This window comes from Pandoraea sp. B-6 (genome assembly GCF_000282835.1).
In the GTDB taxonomy this organism is placed as follows: domain Bacteria; phylum Pseudomonadota; class Gammaproteobacteria; order Burkholderiales; family Burkholderiaceae; genus Pandoraea; species Pandoraea cepalis.
In genome coordinates this window covers 2,763-26,083 of sequence record NZ_KB290495.1, presented here as the reverse complement: position 1 = coordinate 26,083, position 23,321 = coordinate 2,763, and the positions used below count along the sequence as shown (strand labels likewise).

Genomic DNA, 23,321 nt, shown 5'->3' with positions numbered 1-23,321 from the left:
CACAGGAGACGAAATTGAAGACGACACAAGCGGGCTTCGACAGCATTGTCGAGCGAGAAAAGGGGCTGCATCGCGGCCTGAGCAGCGGGCAATTGTCGATGATTGCCATTGGCGGTGCGATTGGCACCGGCCTCTTTCTGGGCAGTGCGTTTGCCATTGGCTTTGCCGGGCCGAGCGTGCTGGTGAGCTATGCGATCGGTGGCCTGATTGCGCTGCTGTTGATGGGGTGTCTGGCGGAGATGACCGTGGCGCACCCGACCTCTGGGTCGTTCGGCGCCTATGCGGAGCACTATATCGGGCCGCTGGCGGGGTTTCTGGTGCGTTACGGCTACTGGTCGTCGATCGTGTTCGCGGTCGGCACCGAGGTGACGGCCATTGCCGTCTACATGAAATACTGGTTTCCGGCGGTGCCGGGGTGGTACTGGATCGTTGGCTTCTCGGCCGGCCTGATCGGCATCAACGCGGCGAGCGTGAAGGTGTTCGGCGCGGTCGAGTACGGATTTTCGATGCTCAAGATCGCGGCCATTGTCGTGTTCCTGATGCTCGGGGCCTATCTGGTGTTTCGGGCGCCGGTGGACAGCGGCATCGGAGTGGCCAACTACACGTCGCACGGGGGATTCTTCCCGAAGGGCGGATGGGGGATGTGGGTCGCGGTGATCGTGTCGATCTTCAGCTATCTGAGCATCGAGATGATTGCCGTGGCGGCCGGCGAGGCGCAGGATCCGCAGCGGGCGATCACGCGCGCCTTCCGGGCGACGATGTTCCGTCTGGTGTTCTTCTATCTGCTCACGCTCGCGTTGACGCTTGCCATCGTGCCGTGGAACGCGGCGGGTGAAGACGGCAGTCCGTTCGTCAAGGTGATGGCCGCGACGCATATCCCGGGCGCGGCGGGGGTGATCAACCTGGTGATTCTGGTGGCCGCGCTCTCCGCGATGAACAGTCAGCTCTACATCACCACGCGCATGATGTTCAGCCTGTCGCGGGCCGGGTACGCGCCGCGCCGGTTCGGCGAGGTGAGCCGCAACGGCGTACCGGTCGCGGCGCTCATGCTCTCGACCATCGGCATCGGGCTGGCGGTCGCGCTCAACGTGTTCGTGCCGCAGGCGTCTTTCACGCTGATGATGTCCGTGTCGATGTTCGGTGCGATGTTCACGTGGCTCATGATCTTCGTCACGCACCTGTACTTCCGCCGTGCGCACGAAGCAGCGTCGCTGAGCTTTCGCATGTGGGGCTATCCGTATGCGAGTCTGGCGGGCGCGCTGCTCATGCTGGCGACACTGGTCACCACCTATTTCACCGACGAATTCCGCCTGACGCTGGTCTATGGCGTGCCGTTTGTCGTGGCGTTGTCGGTAATCTATGCGGTCTGGTATCGCCGGCGTGCGGACGTGGCGGTGGCGCAGTCGCAATAAGCCGCGCTCGCCGTTGCGCGTCGGCCTATCGTTCCCTTCCGGCGCGATGCTTCTGATAGTGAATCGCCGACAGGATCGCCACGCGTCGGATCGGCTCGGGCGGCAGCCACGTCGGCCGCTCGAACCCCAGCGCATCGGCCAGTTCGGGCGACTGCCGGCCGCAGGCCATCTCGCCGAGCAGCTTGCCGAACATGCTGCCCTTGAGCACTCCCGCGCCGTTGCAGCCGAGCGAGGCGAACAGGCCCTTGCGGATCTCGCCGAAGTAGAGCGCACCGTTGCGGGTGAGCGCCGTCACACCGCCCCAGACGAACGCGAACTTGTGCGAGTCCATTTGAGGATAGCGGCGCCGATACGCGTCCGTGAGCATGGCGCTCACCTCGGCCATCGGACGTTCCTTCTCGTACGAATAGGCGCTGCGCACGATAAACCGGCCGCCGTGGGTCTTGCGCAGCGTCGTGCCGAGACGATTGGCCGGAATCACGCCCCATTCGCGCGCGGGGCCGAGCTTGGCCAACTCGTCGGCCGGCAGCGCGTCGGTCATGGCCGCGTAAGTGTAGATCGTGAAGACGCGGTCGCGCGCCAGCCCGAGCTTGCGCGCGAACCCGTTGTTCGCCACGATGACTTGCGAGGCGCGCAGTTGCGTGCGCGCCGTCGTCACGGTGAAGGGGCCGGTGCCGTCGAGCGACAGGACCGGCTCGTTTTCCCACAGCCGGACGTTGGCGGGCAGGCTATCCGCCAGACCGCGCACGAGCGCGGCAGGCTGTACGAAGACGTTGTTCTCCGAGTGATAGCCGTAGCCGTAATAGTCGGTGCCGATCTCGCTTTGCAGGGCATCGCGCGACAGTTCCCGGTAAGTCACCCCCCATTCGCGATATTGCGCGAGCGTGTCGCGCAGGCGCTGCTCGCCATCGGGCGTGGCGGCCGCGTGGTACTTGCCGACCGGGTTCCAGTCGCAGTCGATGCCATGCGTGGTGACGAGGTCACGCAGCCACTTCAGGCCGATGTCGTAGAGCCGGATCTGCTTGCGCGCGACCTCCACCGGGCTGCCGTGCCCGCCCATGCCCGTGTTGTGCGGCAGGTTGATGAGAAAGCCCGAATTGCGGCCTGCGGAACCATTGCCGACCGTGGTGGCGTCGATCACAAGCACCGACGCCTCAGGACGCAATTCCGCTACGCGCCGTGCGGCGGCCAGTCCGGTGAACCCCGCACCAATGACGATGACGTCGAAGCTGCGGGCCACAGGCGGCTGCGTGTGTGGCATGCGCGTCGGCAGCAGGGCGTTCCAGCCGGCCCCCGCCTGATACGCGGGGAAAGTGTCCCGCGCGCTGCGGGAGGGAGTGACTTGATTGGGCATGACGATAGAAGGACGGAGGCTCGCCGAACGTTATGCAGCCTGGCTTTCCAGGCTGCGCATGACTTCGGTCTGCACGGTGTTCCAGATTTGCGACTTGAGTTCGTTGTAGCGCGGCGAGAGCTGAACCTGGGCGTCGCGCGGCATCGGTAGATCGTTCGGCAGGTCGCAGGCCACGCGCCCGGGTCGCGCGCTCATGATCACCATGCGCGTCGACAACATCAGGGCTTCGTCGATGGAGTGCGTGATGAAGACGATGGTCTTGCCGCTCTTCTGATAGATCTGGAGCAACTCCTCCTGCAACACCTGACGCGTCATCGCATCGAGTGCGGCAAACGGTTCGTCGAGCAGAATCACGTCCGGGTCGTTCGCGAGCACACGGGCGATCGACACACGTTGGCGCATGCCGCCCGAGAGCGCCTTCGGATACCGATCCTCGAAGCCCCTGAGGCCAACCATGTCGATGTAGCGTCGTGCCGTGGCGTAGCGGGACGCCTTGTCGACGCCCTTCATCTTCAGGCCGAACGCCACGTTATCGAGCACGCTCAGCCACGGGAACAGCGCGTACTGCTGGAAAACCATGCCGCAATGCGGGTCGACGCCCTTGACCTCGCGGCCGTTCACGCGGATGCGCCCGGTGGTCGGGGCGTCGAAGCCCGTGATGAGGTTCAGCAGCGTCGACTTGCCGCAGCCCGATGCCCCGAGCAACACCACAAACTCGCCGCGTGCGATAGTCATGTCCACACGCTCGAGTGCCTGAAAATCGCCGTAACGCTTCGACACGCCATCGATGGCGATCATGGTTTCGGCGGGGCTTGCAGACGCGGCACCCGACGCGTGCAAAGCGCCCACGTGGGAATCGATTCGATCGTTCATGCCTGCCACCTCAACACCTTGCGCTCGATGGCGCGAAAAACGATATCCGTCACCAGCACGGTGACACTGATCATCACCATGCCGAGCACGACGACTTCCGTCTGGAAAAACTCCTTGCCGTTCATGATGAGAAAGCCCAAGCCCTCGCGCGCAGCGACCAACTCGGCGGAGATCACGCACGTCCACGACAGGCCGAGAATGATCTTCATCCCGCTCAGAATCTGCGGCAGACTTGCGGGCAGGATGACCTCTCGCATGACTTGCGCGTTGCTCGCCCCCAGGTTCTTCGCGGCGCGGATGAGCAGTGGGTCGACATTGCGCGTGGCTTCGATAACGTAGACGAGCGCCGGGGCGAACGTTCCCATGAACACGATGCTGTACTTCTGCGTCTCCGAGATGCCGAACCACAACAGGGAGAGCGGAATCCAGCTCATCGAAGGCAGCGGTCGCAGGAACGACAGAATCGGGTCGAACGCCGCACGGGCGTAGCTCGACGTGCCGAGCACGATCCCCAGCGGAATGGCCACGGCGGTCGCGGCAATGAAGCCCGTCATCACGCGGCGCGTCGAGGCGAGCACGTTCGCGAGCAGCGTGCCGTCGGACAGCATCGAAACGATGCGTTCGCCGACGGCCGACGGGGGTGGCAGGAACAAGGGATCGACGATCCCGGTGCGGCACGCCGCTTCCCACGCGAGCAGGAACACGACCACGGACACAAAGCCCACACCCAGCAGCGTGGCGCGGGACGGTTGATGATGACTCACAATCAGACTCCTCGAGCGTGCGCCGGCACCGCGATGGACCGGCCCCGGCGCACTGATCCAGCCGCAGGACTTACAGATACGACGTGTTGATCCACTGACGCACGGCCGGCGCCTTGTCGATCTGCTTGTACGTGACGAGCATTTCCGCCAGACGTTGCAGGCCGTCGACATAGCTCCCCGGCGCCTTGAGCAACTGCGTTTGCTGGGCGAGGCCGTACCACTCCGCGCCCTTGATCGTCTCGACCTGATCGAGCGCCGACATGCCGGTCAGCGCGATCAGCGAGCGTGCCGCGTCGTCCGGCTTCTCGCGCAACATCTGGCAGGTATCGAAATACACCTTGAGGCACTTGCGAACCGCGTCGGCGTTCTTCTCGGCCCACGCATTGCGCACAATGAGCACATCGGGGCCCGGCGTGACGTTGTACTTCTTGTAAAGCGAGAACTGCGTATCGTCGGCCAGCAGCTTCATACCCGACATGGCGCGGATGCGATTGAACTGCGGCGTCCAAGCGGCGGCGGCATCGATCTGGCCCGATTGAATTGCGCCGGGTAACTCGGGGGCGGGCACATTGAGCACCGTGACGTCGTTCGACAGGCCGGCGTTGCCGAGCAGATCGAGCACGAGCAGGTGCGCGCTCGAGGCGAACGTGACGCCCAGCTTCTTGCCCTTGAGATCCTGCAACGAATTCACACCATCGCGCACGAACAACCCCTCGACGCGGCCGAAGCTCTCCGGCACCGCGACGATCGAGAAGTGCTTGGAGCCGCGCGCCATCAGCGCGAGCGCCGACACGATACCGGTACAAGCGATATCGATGCCGCCCGAGAGCACAGCGCTCATGCGCGCCGACGACGTGCCGAACGACTGCCATTGCTGGTCGATGCCGGCGCTGGCGAGCGCCCCCGACTTCATGGCGAGGTAGGCCGGGTAGTGACCGAGCCATGCCGAGCCGCCGTACTGAACGGACGTCGCGTTCGTCGCGCGGGCGATACCCGAGAGGGACAGAGTGCCGGCGGCAGCGGCGGCCGACAGGGCGGCACTGGAGTGAAGGAAATTGCGTCGTGACAGGTTCATGCGTGTCTCCTTGGTAGGTTATGTGTTATTCGCGTTGAACGATGGGCGCGCTTCAGGTGAAATTCATCTGGCCCGGCGCCTGGGGCGGTGGCTGACCATCGTTGGCCGGGCTCAGCAAAGCGCCAGCCGTTCCCCCAGCCAGGGCATGACGCGGCGCAGTTCTGGAAAGGCTTCCTGCGCGAGGGCCATGCGCCCGGCGAGAAAGCACTGCGAGGCCATCTCCGACACTTCGCCCTCGCGCGATACCTGATAGATCGTGCGAGACAGGGCGGGGCCCGGCAGTGGCAGTGCGGCCACCTGCGGCAGCGAAGCACGGCCTTGCAACACGCACAGCGGCGTGGCAATCGTGAAGCCCAGGTCGGCGGCAACCATCGACATCACGACATCCGACGTATCGATTTCGAGATGCATGCGAGGCGAATGGCCGGTGCGGCGCAAATGTCGTTCGATCACGGCGCCGAAGTGCGAACGGCCCGAAAAGCGAATCAAGGGCAGCGTGCGGATCAGTTCGCTCAAATCGGCCTGTGCAAGATCGGCCTCGCGGGCCTTGGGCACGACGACGATAAACGGCTCCGTGAAGATCGGGCGGCGCACGAGGCGCTCCATGTCATGCATCGGATCGCTGGTTACGATCAGATCGAGCTGGCGGGCGAGCAACGCCTGCGCGTGGCCGTTGGCAAGGCCCGACCAGAGCAGCAACTCGCTGGTGCTGTCCGACATCTGACGTACGATGGACGGGCCAACCGTCGCGGCGAAGGAATCGATCATGCCCACGCGCACTGCGGCACGGCTGGCGACGTCGGCGTCCTGCACCTGAGCGATAAGCCGGTCCATGTCGTCCACAATCTGACGCGCGTGGCGTGAGAGCGCGAGTCCGGCCGGGGTGAGCTTGAGTGGGCGGCGCGACCGATCGAGCACGCGTGTGCCGACGGTCTGTTCGATTTGCGCGATGGCTTGGGAGATAGCGGATTGCGTGACGCCCAGGGCATCGGCGGCGATAGAGAGACTGCCTGCCGACGCGACGGCCTCGAAAATCCGAAGTGATCTGACATCGAGGTCTGCGCGCTTTTTCATCGGCGTGTCTCCGGTTCGGGCGTCGCGTCTTAGCGGGCGGAAATGGCCTTGCTGGCGCGTCGCGATGAATCGATATAAGAATTTTTAAGAATTGTAGGGATTGAAGGGCATAAAACAAAATCAACATAAGAAAAACTAATACTTTGTATTAGGGCGAGGGAATTTTGGGCGAGCAGTGGCGACGGGAGCGGGACGTTCGTCTCGGTCGGTGAAAGCGGGGGCATCAGACGGAGGAGGTATCGGAGGAGGGCGTGGGGCGAGGCGGTGCGGGGAGGTGGTGAGGGGCGGTGGTGCGGGGAGGGTGGTGAGGGGCGGTGAGAGAGACGGACCGGGGCCCCTTTCTGCAGCGAGTTGGGTTTATGTCTGAGAGGCGGAAAGGGGCCCCGGTCCGTCTGACTGTGGGAGAGTGAAGCGGGTGGGGCGTGTGAAGCGTGTGAAGCGTGTGAAGCGGACGCGACGCCACCGGGACGCACCCGACGTACCGGCGGCTACGTGGGGCAGACGTTAGAGCAGACGATAAGCGAGGCGGGCGGCGACGCGAGCCCCTGCGCCTTGCGGGTCAAAGCGCGGGTTGTATTCGGCCAGGTCGGCCACGCGCAGTTTGCCCGAGCGGCGCACATGCGTGACGATGGCTTCGACGACGGACATTGGCACGCCATACGCGGCGGGGGCGGATACCCCTGGCATGACTGGCGCCGGAAGCACATCGAGATCGATCGTCAGATAGACATGTGAGACGTCGGCAATCAAAGCGTCAATCTGTGCGAGACGCGCGTCCAGATGCCGCTCTTGCATTTCGGTGTCTTCCACGTGGATCACGTTCAACTCGCGCGCGCGGTCGAACAGCGATGCCGTATTGCTCAACCGGCTGACACCCAGACATGCGTAGTCGAACGGAAGTCCGGCCGCTTCGCAGGCCTGCGCGATCTGATCGAACGGTGTGCCCGACGTGCCTGGGCGCGCCGTGCGCAGATCGAAATGGGCGTCGAGATTCAGGATCAACACGCGCGAGCGGTCGCCAGTCGCATCGAGATGCGCGCGGAGTCCTTGCCACGTGCCCCACGCCATTTCGTGACCGCCGCCCAGCACCACCGGTTGCGCCCCGGCATCGAGCTGATGGCGTACCGCGTCGGCCAGTGCTGCTTGCGCCGCCTCGAGATCATCGCCGTCACAGGTGATATCGCCGGCATCGAACAGGCACGCGATGTCGTGGGCGGGCAGGTTCGCCAGCGCCCGACGGATCGCTTGCGGACCCTCACCGGCGCCAACGCGTCCCTGGTTGCGTTTGACGCCCGCATCGCAGGCGAAGCCGAGCAGCACGGGCGCGCCGCCCGCCGCCGCATCAGTGCGCGCATCGATCTCGCGCACGACGTTGAACAGCCGGCGCGTGTCGCCACGCTCGCCGGTATCCGTGCGCCCGCGCCAGATCGGGGGATCGCCCGGCACCGATTGCCAATGAATTGCCATGCAAGTCTCCTGTGCGCCGTGCGAGATCAAACCGAGGTCAGGTCGCGCCACTCGCCGTGGCGTACGGTCCGAGACGGCAACTCGCCGCCCAGCCAGTAGGCCAGTTCCGCGGGTCGATCGATTTCCCACGCCACGAAGTCCGCCGTCTTCCCGGCTTCGATCGTGCCGTGCGTGCCGAGCATGCCCAGGGCTTTGGCCGCATTGCGCGTGGCGCCCGCCAGTGCTTCTTCCGGGGTCAGACCGAACAGCGTGCAGGCCATGTTGAGCATCAAGCGTAGCGAGAGGGCGGGCGACGTGCCCGGGTTCAGATCCGACGCCACCGCGATGTCGACGCCGTGACGACGCAGCAGATCCACCGGTGGGCGACGCGTCTCCTGCAACATGTGGAACGCGCCCGGCAGCAGAACGGCAACCGTGCCCGCGCGTCCCATCGCGGCGGCATCGTCAGCGCTCATATATTCCAGATGATCCGCCGACAGGGCACCCATCTCGGCCGCAAGACTTGCGCCGCCGAGCGGCGAGAGTTGCTCGGCGTGCAGCTTCACCGGCAGCTTCAGTTTCTGCGCGCGCAGCAGCACGCGCATCACCTGCGACGGTGAAAAGGCAATGGTCTCGCAAAAGGCATCGACCGCATCGACCAGATGCTCCGCCGCGAGCTTGGGCAGGATGTCATTGCAGACGTAATTCACATACTCGTCCGCCTTGCCCGCGAATTCCGAAGGCACCGTGTGCGCAGCCAGGCACGTGGTCTTCACCGTGACCGGCAACGCCTCGCCCAGGCGACGTGCCACGCGCAGCATCTTGCGCTCGCTGTTCAGATCGAGGCCGTAACCCGACTTGATCTCGACCGTGGTGACGCCGTCGCGCATCAAGGCAAGCAACCGTTTGCGCGCCGATTCGAAGAGCGCATCCTCGGTGGCGTCGCGTGTGTGCCGCACCGTGTGCTTGATGCCGCCGCCGGCGGCCGAGATGTCCGCGTAGCTCACCCCCTGCAACCGTTGCTCGAATTCGAGGCTGCGGTTGCCACCGAACACCAGATGCGTATGGCAATCGATCAGGCCGGGCGTGACCCACGCCCCTTGCAGATCGACGCATGCGTCGGTGCCCGAGGCGGAGCGCTCGCTGCGCGCGCCGACCCACTCGATATGCTTGCCGCATGTCACGATCGCGGCATCTTCGATGGCGTGGTAACGGCCGTCGCGCATCGTCGCGACGTGACAGTGTTTCCAGTAGGTCCGTTTCATGAGAGGCTCATTCCAGGCTCATTGGGCCGCGCACCTGCGCTTCCTTGGGTTTCACGCCGAACTGATAGGCCACCGACATCAGTACGATCCAGCCGGCACCGACATACAACGCGACACGGGTGTCCTCCATGAAGCCGAGCACCCCGATCACAAACAGCATGAACGCGATAGCCAGCGCCGGACCGACCGGCCATAGCGGCACCTTGAACTTGAGCGCGGCGACCTCCGTGGCAGAAAGGCGACGGCGCATCGCCACCTGCGAGAGCAGGATCATCAGCCACACCCACACCGTGGCAAACGTGGCAATGGAAGCGATGATCAGGAACACGCCTTCCGGGATCAGGTAGTTGAGCACCACGCCGCCGAGCAGGGCGGCCGTCATCACCAGCACCGTGACCCACGGCACCCCATGGCGAGACATCGCCGAGAACGCGGCAGGCGCCTGACCCTGTTCGGCCATGCCGAACATCATGCGACCCGCGCCGAAAATGTTGCTGTTGATGGCCGAGATGGCGGCGGAAATCACGATCACGTTGAGGATGGCTGCGGCGGACTTGATGCCCAGCCCCGAGAAGATCTGCACGAACGGACTGCCCTGGCTGCCGATGCCCGTCCACGGGAAGATCGCCATGAGCACACACATCGTCAACACATAGAACAGCAGAATGCGCATCGGCACGGCGTTGATGGCGCGCGGGATCACGGTTTCGGGACTCTTGGCCTCCCCGCCGGTAATGCCGATGATCTCGATCCCGCCGTAGGCGAACATCACCACAGCCAGCGACGCCACGAGTCCGCCCCAGCCATTGGGCAGGAAACCGCCGTGCGACCAGAGATTGCTTACCGCAGGGGCATGCTCGCTATGGAGTTGCACGCCCGCAAACAGAATCACACCGCCCCCCACGATCATCGCGACGATGGCGAGAATCTTCACCAGCGCCAGCCAGAATTCCATCTCCCCGTACACCTTCACGTTGCACAGGTTGAGCCCGCAGATCAGCATCACGATGCCAAGCACCCAGATCCATTGCGGCACGTCCGGGAACCAGAAGCCCATATAGATGCCGAACGCGGTCACGTCCGCCAGGCAGACGATGACCATCTCCAGAATGTAGGTCCAGCCCGTGAGAAACCCGGCCAGGGGGCCAAGGTTGTCGCTCGCATAGCGGCCGAACGAGCCGGACACGGGCTGGCGCACGACCATCTCGCCCAGCGCGCGCATCACCATGTACACGGCGGCGCCGCCCAGAATATAGGCCAGGATGACCGCCGGACCGGCCAGTTGGATGGCGGACGCCGAGCCGTAGAACAGGCCCGTGCCGATGGCGGAGCCGAGCGCCAGAAAGCGGATGTGCCGCGCGCTCAGATTGCGTTGCAGGTTTTTCAAGCTGTCTCCTGAATGCGTGATGAGCCAGCCCGCGATCGCGGGCGGCAAGGGAATGCGGGGGAACGGGCAACCCAGTCCCCAACCGCCGGTGGCGCGAATCGCAGTTCGCTTCGCCCCGGCGGGGGAAGAGGCCTGTGCGATTTAAGCGACTGGCGCGCTAGGCAACGTGCCTGAGGGCACCAGCGCACTGAGCTGGCGCTGGGCGATCAACGCGCTTGCGCCCTCGATGTCGGGCGCAAAATAGCGGTCCTTATCGTAGAACGGAACCGACTGGCGCAGGAGCGCGCGGGCGCGCTCAAGTGCCGGGGTCGACTTGACCCCCTCGCGGAAGTCCAGCCCCTGGCAGGCGCCAAGCCATTCGATCGCGATAATCCCCTTGACGTTATCGGCCATCTCCCAAAGCCGCTTGCCGGCGTTGGGGGCCATCGACACATGATCTTCCTGGTTGGCCGAGGTCGGCAGACTGTCGACACTGGCTGGATGCGCCAATGCCTTGTTCTCGGAGGCGAGTGCGGCGGCCGTCACCTGCGCGATCATGAAACCGGAGTTCACGCCGCCGTTGGCCACGAGAAACGCGGGCAATTGCGACATGTGCTTGTCCATCATCAGGGAGATGCGACGCTCGCTCAGCGCGCCGATTTCGGCCAGCGCGAGCGCGAGGTTGTCCGCCGCCATGGCGACCGGCTCGGCGTGGAAGTTGCCGCCGGAGATCACGTCGCCTTGTTCCCAGAACACGAGCGGGTTATCCGATACCGCATTCGCTTCGACGGCGAGCACCTCGGCCGCCTGACGGATCTGCGTGAGACACGCGCCCATGACTTGCGGCTGGCAGCGCAGCGAGTAGGGGTCTTGCACCTTATCGCAGTGCGCGTGGGACTCACCCACCTCGCTCGTCTCGCCCAGCAGGTGGCGGTACAGCGCGGCGGCATCGATCTGGCCACGCTGGCCGCGCGCGGCGTGAATGCGGGCGTCGAACGGGGCGCGCGAACCGAGCATGGCTTCCACGGTCAAGGCGCCGCAGACGCTGGCGGCGGCGAACATGTCCTCAGCTTCGAACAGACCCCGCAGGGCATAGGCCGTCGAGACTTGCGTGCCGTTGAGCAGCGCCAGGCCTTCCTTGGCGGCGAGCGTGAGCGGTTCGAGTCCGGCCACGGCGAGGGCTTCGCGGGCGTTCATCCACTGACCGCGATAACGTGCCTGACCTTCGCCCAGCAACAGCAGCGACATGTGGGCGAGCGGGGCGAGATCGCCGGAGGCGCCGACCGAGCCCTTGAGCGGGATGCACGGGTAGACCTCGGCGTTCACCAGCGTGATGAGGGCATCGATGACCTTGCGGCGAATCCCCGAATAGCCGCGCGCCAGACTGTTGATCTTGAGCACCATGATGAGGCGCACGAGCGCGTCATCAAGCGGTGCGCCCACGCCGGCGGCGTGCGAGAGCACGAGTGAGCGTTGCAGGTTCTCGAGATCGTCTTTGGCGATGCGCGTCGTGGCGAGCAGTCCGAAGCCAGTATTGATGCCATAAGCCGTGCGGCCTTCGGCGACGATGTTTTCCACGCAGGCCACGCTCTGGTCGATGGCCGCGTAGGCGGTCTCGTCGAGCGTGAGGGTGGTCGGGTGTTGAAAGACGTCGCGCAGTTGCGCGAGCGTGAGCGCGCCGGGCGTCACAAACAGGTGTGCCATGGACGGATTTCCTTGATTCGACAGATTTTGGAGTATCTCGCTTACTTCGCGTCGCCCAGCATGGGCAGGTTCAGGCCATGTTCGCGCGCGCAGTCGACGGCGATGTCATAGCCGGCATCGGCGTGGCGCATGACGCCCGTCGCCGGATCGTTGTTCAGTACACGGGCGATGCGCGCGGCCGCCGCGTCGGTGCCGTCGCACACGATCACCACGCCCGAATGCTGCGAGAAGCCCATGCCGACGCCGCCACCGTGATGCAACGACACCCAGGTCGCGCCGCTCGCCGTGTTGAGCAGCGCGTTGAGCAGCGGCCAGTCGGAGACGGCGTCCGAGCCGTCACGCATGGCTTCCGTTTCGCGGTTCGGGCTGGCGACCGATCCCGAATCCAGGTGGTCGCGGCCGATCACGACCGGTGCCGAGAGTTCTCCTGAGCGTACCATTTCATTGAAGGCCAGTCCGAGCTTCGCGCGCAAGCCCAGCCCGACCCAGCAGATCCGCGCGGGCAGGCCCTGGAAGCTGATGCGCTCACGCGCCATGTCGAGCCAGCGGTGCAGGTGCGCGTCGTCGGGAATCAACGCCTTGACCTTTGCGTCGGTCTTGTAGATATCTTCCGGATCGCCCGACAGCGCCACCCAGCGGAACGGCCCGACGCCACGGCAGAAGAGCGGACGGATATAGGCGGGCACGAAGCCAGGGAAATCGAAGGCGTTCTCGACGCCTTCCTCCTCGGCCATCTGGCGGATGTTGTTGCCGTAGTCGAACGTCGGCACGCCCATCGCCTGGAAGTCGAGCATGGCCTTGACGTGGACCGCCATCGACTGCTTCGCGGCCTTGACGACTTCTGCGGGCCTGGCGCGGGCGCGTTCGCGGTAGTCGTCCCAGGTCCAGCCGATCGGCAGATAGCCGTTGAGTGGATCGTGGGCGCTGGTCTGGTCGGTGACCATGTCCGGACGCACGCCACGGCGCACCAGTTCCGGCAGAATTTCGGCCGCATTGCCGCACAGGGCGATGGACACGGCCTGACCGGCCGCCGTGTATTTGGCGATGCGCGCGAGGGCGTCGTCGAGATCCTTGGCTTGCTCGTCGACGTAGCGCGTGCGCAAACGGAAGTCGATGCTGGTCTGCTGGCACTCGATGTTCAGCGAGCAGGCGCCGGCCAGCGTAGCGGCCAGCGGCTGCGCGCCGCCCATGCCGCCCAGGCCGGCAGTGAGCACCCAGCGGCCCTTCAGATTGCCGTCGTAGTGCTGGCGGCCGGCTTCGACAAAGGTCTCGTAAGTGCCTTGCACGATGCCCTGACTGCCGATGTAGATCCACGAGCCGGCGGTCATCTGGCCGTACATGGCCAGCCCCTTGGCGTCGAGTTCGTTGAAATGCTCCCAGGTCGCCCAGTGCGGTACCAGATTCGAGTTGGCGATGAGCACGCGCGGCGCGTCGGCATGCGTCTTGAACACGCCCACCGGCTTGCCCGACTGTACGAGCAGCGTCTCATCGTCACCCAGCGTCTTGAGCGCTTCGACGATCTTGTCGTAGCACTCCCAGTTGCGGGCGGCGCGGCCGATGCCGCCGTACACAACGAGCGCGTTCGGGTTCTCGGCGACGTCCGGGTCCAGGTTGTTCATGAGCATGCGCAGCGGGGCTTCGGTAAGCCAGCTACGGGCATTGAGCTGCGTGCCGCGCGGGGCGCGGATCGTGACATCGCGGTATCGGGTGACTTGGCTCACAACGTGTTCCTCAAATTCGGAGCGGAGAATGACTTGTACAGTATTGTATATACAAGTTGTCGTGAACTAGGGTTTTTACGTACGTCAGTGAGCCGAGGGGACGGCGTTACAGGGGATGGCCGGCGCTGGCTTATCGGTGCCTGATCGTTGGCTTGCCGGGGCTTATTCTGGCGCGCCGAAGCGGCCTTCGAGGCGGTGGCGAGAACCGGGGTGCAGCAGCCGGGCAACCGAGACCACGCGTTTGCCCGTCCACGTGCGCCGACGGATCAGCAGGCACGGCTCCGTGCGTGCGATGTGCAGCAGTTGCGCTTCCTCGGGGGTGGCCGTCACGGCTTCGACCACATGCTCGCCCGATGTGAGCGGCGAGAGCCGCTGCAGATAGGCGTTGGGCGTCAGTTGGGTGAAGTCTTGTTCGAGGTAGTGTGGCGCGAGCGTGGGATTGACGCAGCGATCCTCGATCTGCACCGGCACGTTGTCCTGGTAGTGAACGATCACCGAGTGGAACAGCGTTTCGCGCTCCTGCAGGTCCATCGCAAGCGCGCGTTCGGGGCCGGCGAGTTCTTCGCGCAGCAGCTTCACTTCGGCGCGATGGCGATGGCCATGCTCGGCGATCTCGTCCGCGATATTGTTGACGGCCAGCAGCGGGGAGTGCGATTTCGGCTCGGCTACGAACGTGCCGACGCCCTGCATGCGTACGAGACGTCCCTCGACGGTGAGTTCTCGCAGCGCGCGATTGACCGTCATGCGACTCACGCCCGAGAACTCGACCAGCTCGTTTTCCGAGGGGATGCGGTGATGCGGCGGCCAGGCGCCACTGTCGATCTGACGGCAAATGAACTGCTTGAGTTGCAGGTAGCGCGGTGCCGGCCCTTGTTCGTTGAGCGTTTCGACAGTCGGTTGGGCAGATTGACGTGGCACCTTGATGGCTTCTCCGGTCACTGACGTGCGGGTGGGAAAGCCTGAAGCATAAGCCAATCGCTCACTGCGGAGGAGAAAAAACGCGACCCGCTGCGCACGGCATCGGTCAAGGCGAAGCCGCGCCAAAGGTGCACTGCGGCGCGCCGCGAAGCGAGCCGAATCCGCTCACCAACCGTGCAATCTCGACCAGACCGCCAGCTCGCGATCTGGAGCGATGGCGTGGTATTCGGGGAATTGCGCGCCGGTGGCACAGGCGTGATTCGGCAGTATGCGCAACAGCGTGCCGATTGGGAATCGCGCGACGATGTCGAGGTCCGGCTCACCTTCGTGCGACAGAATGCCGTGTTCCTGATTGGCGCCGCTCAACTGGTACCCAGGCAGGAGGCTGCCGTCGATGCGGCACACTTGTCCGTAGCCGAAATCGCGTTTCTGCTTTTGTGTGCCGCGGTCGCGGCTCATGGCCATCCAGCCGGCGTCGACAATGGCCCAGCCCTTCTCGGGCTGATGCCCGATCACGGTCGTGAGCACGCTCAATGCCAGTTCGTCGGTCGTACACACGCCGATGTTATGCATGACGAGATCGAAGAACACGTATACGCCCGCGCGCACTTCGGTGACGCCATCTAAATGCGGTGCGGTGAGGGCAGTGGGCGTCGAGCCGACGCTGACCACCGGGCACGGCAGTCCGGCATCGCGCAAACGGGTGGCGGCGCGCACGCAGCCGGCGCGCTCCTGTTCCGCGATGGCGGCGAGCGCTTCGGGCGTGTCGACGTCATAGCTGGAGCCGGCATGGGTCATCACGCCGCCCAGCGTCGCACCGCCCTCATGCAGCACGCGCGCCACGTCGAGCAGCGCATCATCTTCAGGCGCAATACCCGAGCGGTGGCCATCGGTGTCGATCTCGATCCACACGTTGAATGTCTCGCCGAACTCGGCGCCGAATGCCACGATGGCCTGCGCGGAGGCGATGCTGTCCGTGAGAATCTTCAGGTCGCAGCCGCGGCGTCGCAACGCGAGGGCCGCCGGCAGTTTGCTCGCAACCATCCCCACGGCATAGAGGATGTCGGTCACGCCATCGTCGAAGAAGCGGGCGGCTTCCTTCAGGGTGGAGACGGTGATGCCGGCGGCTCCCGCTTCGATCTGAGCGCGTGCCACTTCCACGCACTTGCTGGTCTTGACGTGGGGACGAAAGCGCACACCCAGGGCGTCCATGCGGGACTGCATCCGGCGAATGTTGTGCTGCATGCGCGGCACGTCGATCACGGCGGCCGGCGTGTCGAGTGTCGGCAATGAGGGCGGGGGAAGGGGCGGCTTGGCGGTCATGGTGCGATGTCTCGGACGGTGGGGAGGGACATGGGCGCTGGCCACCGCCGTTGCGCATTCGCGGGATGGCAGGGCACAGCGCCGTCGTCGAAGGAGGCAGTGTAGGAACGATAGGGGGCCTCGTGGTTAAACGTCGCAACATCAAACATTAAGCGTCGGTGAATGATACCGATTGAGACCCTGCGTCGGGTCGAGCCGCCGGCGCAATCGGCGCCGCTCAGTGCGGCGTCACGCCGTCAGGCGAGTCGACGCGCGCCTTCGGCAGTTCGGGTTCGTGCGCCGTTCGCCAACAGACTGCAGGCAAGGAGCAACACTGCCGTCATGAAAAACACCGACGGCAGCCCGAACGCGACGGCAATCTGGCCGCCGACGACGGGCCCGATCACCTGGCCGCTGAATTGTGCCGACTGAAGGTAGCCGAGCATCTTGCCGGTATTGCGCTCGCCGACCGAGTGACGGGCGAGTTTGCCGATGGCGGGCAGCAGCCCCGCGAGCGTCATGCCCATGAGCACACGCAGGGCGGCCAATTGCCACCATGCGGTGACAAACGCTTGCGGCACCATGACCAGTGCCGTCGCGACAAGGCAACCGACGATAACGCGCCAACTCCCGACACGATCCGCGAGCGCACCCAAGCGGGCTGCGGTGAGCATGCTGCCCAGCGCCGAGCTGGCCATGACGACGCCGGCGACGCGTGTGAGGTGCGCGCTGTCAACGCCCAATTGCCCGATGTAGACGGTAATGATCGGTTCGATGGACATGTTCGCCAGCAATACCATCATGGCCGTGGCCAGAATGGCCGCGATGCTGCCGGCGTGCGGCGAGTGATCGTCGGTCGGCGTTACCGATGGGGCGTGGCGTTTCCCATCGCGCGACGCATCGAAGTCTTCGCGAACCCCGAAGATCGTGAGCAGTGCCGTGACCGCAATCATCGCACCGCCGGCGAAGAAGGTGCCACGAATCCCGAGCAACGGTGGCAGCAATCCGCCGACCAGCGGCCCGACCAGACTGCCCGCGAGGGCGCCCGTCGACAGCACACCCAGTGCCCAACCCGCGCGTTCACGCGGTGCCTGTGTGCCCACCATCACCGTCGACGCAGACGCATAACCCCCGACCAGACCGGCAATCAGACGCAACCCCACGAGTTGGTAGACATTGTGCGCGACGCCGATGAGTGACATCACGATGGCCATGCCGACGGCCGCGCGGATGAGCATTGGCTTGCGGCCGAAACGGTCCGCGAGGTGGCCCCAGAGGGGCGCGGTGACGGCGGTGCCGAGAAACGTCGCACTGAACGCTACGCCTGACCATTGAATGACGGCCGCCTCCGATGCAACGCCAAGCTGCTGGACGTAGAGCGGCAGGAATGGCAGCAACAGGCTCAGGCTGACCAACGTAGTAAACGATCCGAACACAGCAATAGTCAGATTACGGCGCCAGTACCGAATGTTGCGCTCGGCATAACTGGCGCCATCGGCTGCGTGGGCGGCATCGGCCGAGGCGAATTGGGACACGTCGACGGGGGGCTTCACAGGAACCTCAGCATTGCGCAAGGAATTGGCGTGGACCGTGGGAGCGGGCTACGACCGAGTCTAGTCCGAGCGCCGGGGGGCGGGAATGGCCGCCGCGCGGAAGTCAGTGTTGCGAAGCGCGGACGAATGCCCCAACGTTTGCAGCAAGTATTCGACAAAGACTCGGGCGCGAGACGGCAACGTCTTGCCGTGCGGGTACATCAGACTCACCGGGCGCGAGCGTCCCCCATAAGCGGCCAGCACCTCGACCAGACGCGCGGCGGCCAGATCTTCCTCAACGATGAAGCGGTAAGTCTGGAACAGCCCGGCACCGGCCTTCGCGAGTGTGACGCCCGAGAGCACGTCGTCACTGCAACGAAAGTGGCCATTCACGACATGCTCGATGTCGCGGCCCGCCTCGCGGAACAGCCACGGTATCGCTCGCCCCGTGCTCGGCAGGTCAAATTCGATGCAGTCGTGCTCGGCCAAGTCGTCAAGGGTTCGGGGTGTTCCCACGCGATTCAGGTAATCCGGGTGGGCGACGACCACGAGTGCGGCGTCTTCGAGCGGGCGCGCCACCATACTCGACTCGGGCTGGGCGCGAAAGCGGATGGCGAAGTCGAAGCGTTCCTCATGAAGGTCGACGTTGCGGTTGCTCACATGCACGTGCACCTTGATGCGCGGATATTGCGCCTGGAACGCGGGCAACAGCGGCAGCAGTCGATAGTGCGCGTAGGTCGTCGGCACACTGATACGTAGGGTGCCGGACGGCTGCGACTGGGCGCCTGAGACACGATGCTCAGCTTCGGAGAGCATGCCAAGGGCGGATCGGCATTCGTCGTAGTACGTGCTACCGCTTTCGGTCAGACGGATGCGCCTTGTCGAGCGGACAAAGAGACGTACCCCGAGGCGTTGCTCGAGCCGGGCGATCGACCGGCTGACGGCGGCCGGCGTCACCCCCGCCAGGTTCGCGGCCGCCGTGAAGCTGCCCGCTTCCGCTGCCAGGCAGAACAACTCGATGCTGCCGAGCAGGATGTCGCCGAATTGCCGCTGCATATCGATTCTTTACATCATGTAAAAAGACAAGTGTATCCGTATGTGTTTTTCGCGTCCTCATTCACGAATAGAGTGGTGCTCAACCCGCGGGGCATGTGGATGATCCGCCGTCCCGGCAGGCCACTTCAAGTTGAGGATAGACATCATGAACCATTCGGAACGCACGGCCATTATCACGGGTGCCTCAAGTGGCATCGGACTCGGGTTGGCGGAAGCTTTCCTGAAGGCGGGTTTCAACGTCGTGGGGACCGGGCGGAGCAGCGCTCGCCTCGACGCGGCGCGCACGGCGCTGGGGATGGGCGAGCGATTCCTGCCGGTCGCGGGCGATGTGGGTGACCCCAGGGTGGCCGAAGCGGCCTTCGCGCGCGCCATCGAGGCGTTCGGTCATGTCGATGTGCTCGTCAATAACGCAGGCATCTTCACGGCGAAGCCGTTTGTCGATTTCACACCGGACGAGATCGACGAGCAGATCGCCACGAACCTGAAGGGCGCGTTGTACTTTTCACAAGTGGCGGCGCGCCACATGAGCGAGCGCCGTCGCGGCGCGATCGTCAACGTGACCGCGTCGATCGCGTTGCAGGCGCATTCGAGTGTTCCCGCCTTGATGGCGGCCGCGCTCAAGGGAGGCCTCAATCAGGCGACACGCGCACTGGCGCTGGAGTTGGCGCCGTACGGTGTAACGGTCAACGCGGTAGCCCCCGGGGTCGTGGACACGCCGATGCATGCCCCTGAAACGCACGACGCGCTGGGGCAGATGCATCCGCTCGGACGCATTGCCGATGTATCGGACATCGCGCGGGCGGTGCAGTACCTCGTGCAGAGCGAATATGTGACGGGGACGATTCTTCCGGTGGACGGCGGTTTCAGCGCCGGACGCTGATCGACACGGCGTTTCGCCTTGGTTTTCCATGGAACGGCGGTCCGGCGAGTTCGCCGGCCGCGCCACGTTGAGGAGTCAGTCATGCCGTTCGTCAGCATTCGTATCACCCGGGAAGGGAATACCGCCGAGCAGAAAGCACAGGTGATCCGCGAAGTCACCGAAACGCTGGAGCGCGTGTTGCACAAGCCGCCGCACCTTACCCATATCGTGATCGAAGAGATCGACACGGACAACTGGGGTTATGCGGGACAAACCACGACGGTGGTCCGCCGTCAGTCGTCGCAGGGGTGAGTGGGAGCCAGGCGACGGGCTCGACCTTACAGCGACCGTTCGATGGCTTGACCGAGCAGCGAAAGCCCGAGGTCGACCTCTGCCTCGCTGACGGTCAGCGGCGGCGCGATGCGGAACACGCCGCCCATGCCCGGCAGTTGCACAATGTTCATGCTCAGGCCGAGGTTCATGCACTCGCGTGTGATCTTCGCGCCGAGTCCGTCGGCCGGCGCTTTGGTGTGACGATCCTTGACGATTTCCATGCCGAGCAGCAGGCCGCGTCCGCGCACATCGCCCACGCATTCGAAGCGCTCCATCAGCCCCAGCAATCCGTTGCGCAGACGTTCGCCCATGGCATTGGCGCGCGCGACAAGCCCATCGCGCGCGACGACGTCGAGCACGCGCAAGCCGACGGCGGCGGGCAGTGGATCAGAGACGTGGGTGGTGTAGAAGAGGTAGCCGCGTTCGTGGGCGCGTTCCTCGATCTCGGCGGACGTCACGATGGCGGCGAGCGGCAGTCCGGCGCCGAGGGTTTTCGAGAGCGTCAGGATGTCGGGAGTGACCCCGTGGCGCTCGAACGCGAACATCGTGCCGGTGCGGCCGATGCCGGTCTGCGCTTCATCGAGAATGAGCAACATGCCGCGTTCTTCGCACTTGCGCTTGAGGGCTGCGAGATAGCCCGGCGGCAGTTCGATGATGCCACCCGAGCTGAGGATGGGTTCCGCGATGAAGGCCGCGAGGTTGCCGCTGGACTGGCGATCGATCAGGTCGAACGCGTAGTCGAGTTCGGCGAGGTAGTCGTACTGACCGGCCGGGCCGAAGCGGGGACGGTAGGTAAACGGCGCGGGAATTGCAAACGAACCGACGGCGGCCGGCCCGACGCCTTTGCGTCCCGCGCTGTAGGTCGCTGCGGCGGCGCCACCGGTCATGCCGTGCCACGATTGGGCGAACCCGACGATTTCGAATTTTCCGGTGACGAGCTTGGCCATGCGAATGGCGGCTTCGTTCGATTCGGCGCCGGTGCTCAGCAGCATGACCCGGTCGAGGCCTTCGGGGGTGATGTCGGCGAGCCGCGTGGCGAGATCGACGACGGGCCGGGAGAGCATGCCGCTGAACAGGTGGTCGAGGGTACCGATAGACTCAGTGACGACGGCGACGATGTCCGGATGGCAATGGCCAAGCACGGCGCTCATCTGTCCGGAGGTGAAGTCGAGAATGGCGCGGCCGTCGGCGTCGTAGACAAAGCTGCCTTGCGCCCGCTCGATGATTATCGGCTCGAAGGTGCCGCCGTAACGGATCAGATGTTGCCGGGCGTTGCGCCAGAAGTCGGCGTCTTGGTTCTTGGACATGCAGGTGTCTCCGATGGGCAACGGCGATGGGGCGGGGCATTTACCGCTTGCAGTCTACGCAGCGCTCTGATTTCATGGAAGCGAATAGTGCTAATGGAAGATAGAAGTGAGTCTAATATCTTGAGCCTGTCCCTGGAAATCGATTTGCTGCGTTCGTTCGTCGCCATTGCGCAGGCGGGTTCGCTCAGCCGTGCGGCGCAGCGCATCGCGCGAACGCAATCGGCGCTGAGCCAGCAGATGAAGCGTCTGGAAGCGATCGTCGATCAGCCGTTGTTGCAGCGCACGGGCCGCGGTGTGGCGTTGACGAGCCCTGGCGAGCGTTTGCTAGGGCATGCCCAGCGGATTCTGCGGGTACACGACGAGGCCATGGCGGAGATGTCGGGCCGGGGGTTGAGCGGCACGATTCGATTCGGGTGTCCGGACGATTACGCCGCCGCGTTTCTGCCCCATCTGTTGCGTGAGTTTGCGGTGGCGCATCCGCACGCGTTGGTGGAGGTGATTTGCGAGCCGACACCGCGCTTGATGGAGCAACTGTCGCGCCATACGTTGGATCTGGCGCTGATTTCGGTGCCGGACGGCGTGGACGATGAGGGCGTCATCCGACGGGAACCGTTGGTCTGGATCGGGAATCCGGGCCTGGAGGCGGTGCTTTCGAATCCCGACGTGGCGCTGCCGCTGGCATTGTCCGACCCGGATACGCTGGATCATATGGCGGCATGCGAGGCGTTGACGCGCGCGGGCAGGGCGTATCGCATTGCCTACGCGAGCAGCAATCTGGCGGGATTGACGGCGCTGGCACGCTCGGGGCAGGCGTTCGCGGTGATGACGCAAACGGCGGTGCCCCAGGATTTACGCATTGTTACAGGTGATACGTTGCCGCCATTGCCGTCGGTCGGGATTACGGTAAAGTTCGATCGCGCGCGTCCGAATCACTTGAGCGTGGCGTTTGCCGATCACATTCGGCGAACGCTGGCGGTGTTGTAGGGCGGGGACGTGGGGTTTTCATGTTTGCCCCTGTTCAGGTGAATTTGACGCACAATTGCGCATCGTTTTGAGGCGGGGGTAGTCGCTTCCCTGCTCATCAACAAGAAGCCGGGTTCCGTGCCCTGGGAGGCTCCGAGGGGGCCGGAAACTCGTGGTTATTACGTTTTTTGTATCGAGGTCGATATGTTGGCGCGTATTTTGGCGGTTTTCCTGGTGGTCGGTTCGCTGCTCTCGTTGGCAGGCTGCAATACGGTCGACGGCGTCGGGCAGGATATTTCAGGCGCGGCGCGCACCGTCAAGCGGGCGCTGTAAGGGGCTGGTCCGGGCGAGGGGGGACGTTTGCGCCTTCGCCAAAATCGATCAGCATGCCGCGTCCACTCGGTTCAACGCCGGATCGCCCCACTGCGATCTGTAGGGAACGTTGAGGTGTCGGAATTGACGCTTCATACCTGGTATCTCCGGTTCTTCCCACGAGATGTACGCAACGATCGTCTGCCACTCGGTGCCTCCGTTGCGATGGTTGTCCGCCTCGTTGGCGCCTCGTTGACGCGTTTTGACGCTTTACACACCTGCCCCCCAGACGGACCGGGGCCCCTTTCCGCCTCTCAAACATAAACCCAACTCGCTGCAGAAAGGGGCCCCGGTCCGTCTCCCCTCCACGCCCCCAGTCCCTCCACCCAACGACCCAAGCCCGGCACCGCCCAAATAAACCACTTCACCACTGGTGCTTTGGAAACCCGTTATCCTTCTTTGGTCTGTGCGCTTTCCAGCACTCCGTTTTCTTTCGCTTTTCGGCGACGACACCGTCCCCGGCACCCGCTTTTCAGGAGTTCCCCCTCGTGGCCGCTTTCGACATCGACGATATCGTCTCCTCCCTGCACTCGGCTCGCCTGCGCTGGCGCGACGGCCAACGCCGCCTGCTCGAATCCGGTGGGCGCGATCTGCCCTCCCGTGAACACCTCGCCGCCATCATCGG

Annotated in this window: 20 protein-coding genes and 1 pseudogene; 6 read left to right on the top strand and 15 right to left on the bottom strand. The window is 64.5% G+C overall.

Annotation, left to right across the window (positions count from 1 at the left end):
• Positions 1-14: 14 nt before the first annotated feature.
• The gene (locus tag A985_RS0104190; protein ID WP_017232157.1) at positions 15-1,412 is read left to right on the top strand and encodes an amino acid permease; all 1,398 of its coding nucleotides are present in this window, start codon (positions 15-17) and stop codon (positions 1,410-1,412) included.
• 25 nt (positions 1,413-1,437) lie between these two features.
• Here A985_RS0104190 and A985_RS0104185 read toward each other — a convergent pair whose 3' ends face one another.
• The 14 genes from A985_RS0104185 to A985_RS0104120 all read right to left on the bottom strand — a co-directional run bounded on the left by A985_RS0104185 (position 1,438) and on the right by A985_RS0104120 (position 18,862).
• Positions 1,438-2,766 (bottom strand): FAD-binding oxidoreductase, encoded by a 1,329-nt coding sequence (locus A985_RS0104185; protein WP_017232156.1) that lies wholly within the window; start codon positions 2,764-2,766, stop codon positions 1,438-1,440.
• Between the two features lie 30 nt (positions 2,767-2,796).
• Complete coding sequence (locus tag A985_RS0104180; RefSeq protein WP_026131639.1) at positions 2,797-3,564, bottom strand: ABC transporter ATP-binding protein; 768 nt, start codon at positions 3,562-3,564, stop codon at positions 2,797-2,799.
• 71 nt (positions 3,565-3,635) lie between these two features.
• Positions 3,636-4,406: an ABC transporter permease gene (locus tag A985_RS0104175; protein ID WP_026131638.1), complete on the bottom strand. Its 771-nt coding sequence runs from the start codon at positions 4,404-4,406 to the stop codon at positions 3,636-3,638.
• A gap of 67 nt (positions 4,407-4,473) precedes the next feature.
• A complete protein-coding gene (locus A985_RS0104170) occupies positions 4,474-5,478 on the bottom strand; it encodes an ABC transporter substrate-binding protein (RefSeq protein WP_017232153.1) in 1,005 nt (334 codons plus the stop codon).
• A 111-nt stretch (positions 5,479-5,589) separates the two neighbouring features.
• The gene (locus A985_RS0104165; RefSeq protein ID WP_017232152.1) at positions 5,590-6,552 is read right to left on the bottom strand and encodes a LysR family transcriptional regulator; all 963 of its coding nucleotides are present in this window, start codon (positions 6,550-6,552) and stop codon (positions 5,590-5,592) included.
• 504 nt (positions 6,553-7,056) lie between these two features.
• Positions 7,057-8,019 (bottom strand): formimidoylglutamase, encoded by a 963-nt coding sequence (gene hutG / locus A985_RS0104160; RefSeq protein WP_017232151.1) that lies wholly within the window; start codon positions 8,017-8,019, stop codon positions 7,057-7,059.
• A 26-nt stretch (positions 8,020-8,045) separates the two neighbouring features.
• Positions 8,046-9,263, bottom strand: coding sequence for an imidazolonepropionase (gene hutI / locus A985_RS0104155; RefSeq protein WP_026131636.1), 1,218 nt, complete (start codon positions 9,261-9,263; stop codon positions 8,046-8,048).
• Between the two features lie 7 nt (positions 9,264-9,270).
• Positions 9,271-10,650 carry an amino acid permease gene (locus tag A985_RS0104150; protein ID WP_017232149.1) on the bottom strand — a complete coding sequence of 460 codons (1,380 nt, stop codon included), beginning with the start codon at positions 10,648-10,650 and terminating at the stop codon, positions 9,271-9,273.
• Positions 10,651-10,791: 141 nt separating this feature from the next.
• A complete protein-coding gene (gene hutH / locus A985_RS0104145) occupies positions 10,792-12,333 on the bottom strand; it encodes a histidine ammonia-lyase (RefSeq protein ID WP_017232148.1) in 1,542 nt (513 codons plus the stop codon).
• A 41-nt stretch (positions 12,334-12,374) separates the two neighbouring features.
• On the bottom strand, positions 12,375-14,054 hold the full coding sequence (gene hutU / locus A985_RS0104140; protein ID WP_017232147.1) for a urocanate hydratase: 1,680 nt from the start codon (positions 14,052-14,054) through the stop codon (positions 12,375-12,377).
• 162 nt (positions 14,055-14,216) lie between these two features.
• Complete coding sequence (gene hutC / locus A985_RS0104135) at positions 14,217-14,972, bottom strand: histidine utilization repressor (protein WP_026131635.1); 756 nt, start codon at positions 14,970-14,972, stop codon at positions 14,217-14,219.
• A gap of 165 nt (positions 14,973-15,137) precedes the next feature.
• Positions 15,138-16,295, bottom strand: a complete 1,158-nt coding sequence (locus A985_RS0104130) for a DSD1 family PLP-dependent enzyme (protein WP_017232145.1) — start codon at positions 16,293-16,295, stop codon at positions 15,138-15,140.
• A gap of 236 nt (positions 16,296-16,531) precedes the next feature.
• Entirely contained in the window at positions 16,532-17,809 is a 1,278-nt protein-coding gene (locus tag A985_RS0104125) for an MFS transporter (RefSeq protein WP_051060065.1), read from the bottom strand.
• A gap of 78 nt (positions 17,810-17,887) precedes the next feature.
• A complete protein-coding gene (locus tag A985_RS0104120) occupies positions 17,888-18,862 on the bottom strand; it encodes a LysR family transcriptional regulator (RefSeq protein ID WP_017232143.1) in 975 nt (324 codons plus the stop codon).
• 145 nt (positions 18,863-19,007) lie between these two features.
• Here A985_RS0104120 and A985_RS0104115 point away from each other — a divergent pair, with 145 nt between their 5' ends.
• Together A985_RS0104115 and A985_RS0104110 are read left to right on the top strand one after the other, a co-directional pair.
• On the top strand, positions 19,008-19,742 hold the full coding sequence (locus A985_RS0104115) for an SDR family NAD(P)-dependent oxidoreductase (RefSeq protein ID WP_017232142.1): 735 nt from the start codon (positions 19,008-19,010) through the stop codon (positions 19,740-19,742).
• 81 nt (positions 19,743-19,823) lie between these two features.
• On the top strand, positions 19,824-20,033 hold the full coding sequence (locus A985_RS0104110; RefSeq protein WP_017232141.1) for a 4-oxalocrotonate tautomerase family protein: 210 nt from the start codon (positions 19,824-19,826) through the stop codon (positions 20,031-20,033).
• A 26-nt stretch (positions 20,034-20,059) separates the two neighbouring features.
• Here the strand turns inward: A985_RS0104110 and A985_RS0104105 are convergent, their stop codons facing one another.
• The gene (locus tag A985_RS0104105) at positions 20,060-21,361 is read right to left on the bottom strand and encodes an aspartate aminotransferase family protein (protein WP_017232140.1); all 1,302 of its coding nucleotides are present in this window, start codon (positions 21,359-21,361) and stop codon (positions 20,060-20,062) included.
• 93 nt (positions 21,362-21,454) lie between these two features.
• Here A985_RS0104105 and A985_RS0104100 point away from each other — a divergent pair, with 93 nt between their 5' ends.
• The 3 genes and pseudogenes from A985_RS0104100 to A985_RS29765 form a co-directional block, all read left to right on the top strand.
• Positions 21,455-22,345 carry a LysR substrate-binding domain-containing protein gene (locus A985_RS0104100; protein ID WP_026131634.1) on the top strand — a complete coding sequence of 297 codons (891 nt, stop codon included), beginning with the start codon at positions 21,455-21,457 and terminating at the stop codon, positions 22,343-22,345.
• 183 nt (positions 22,346-22,528) lie between these two features.
• Positions 22,529-22,657: a hypothetical protein gene (locus tag A985_RS29645; protein WP_017232138.1), complete on the top strand. Its 129-nt coding sequence runs from the start codon at positions 22,529-22,531 to the stop codon at positions 22,655-22,657.
• 527 nt (positions 22,658-23,184) lie between these two features.
• A pseudogene (locus tag A985_RS29765) lies at positions 23,185-23,321 on the top strand (serine acetyltransferase); the annotation flags it as partial.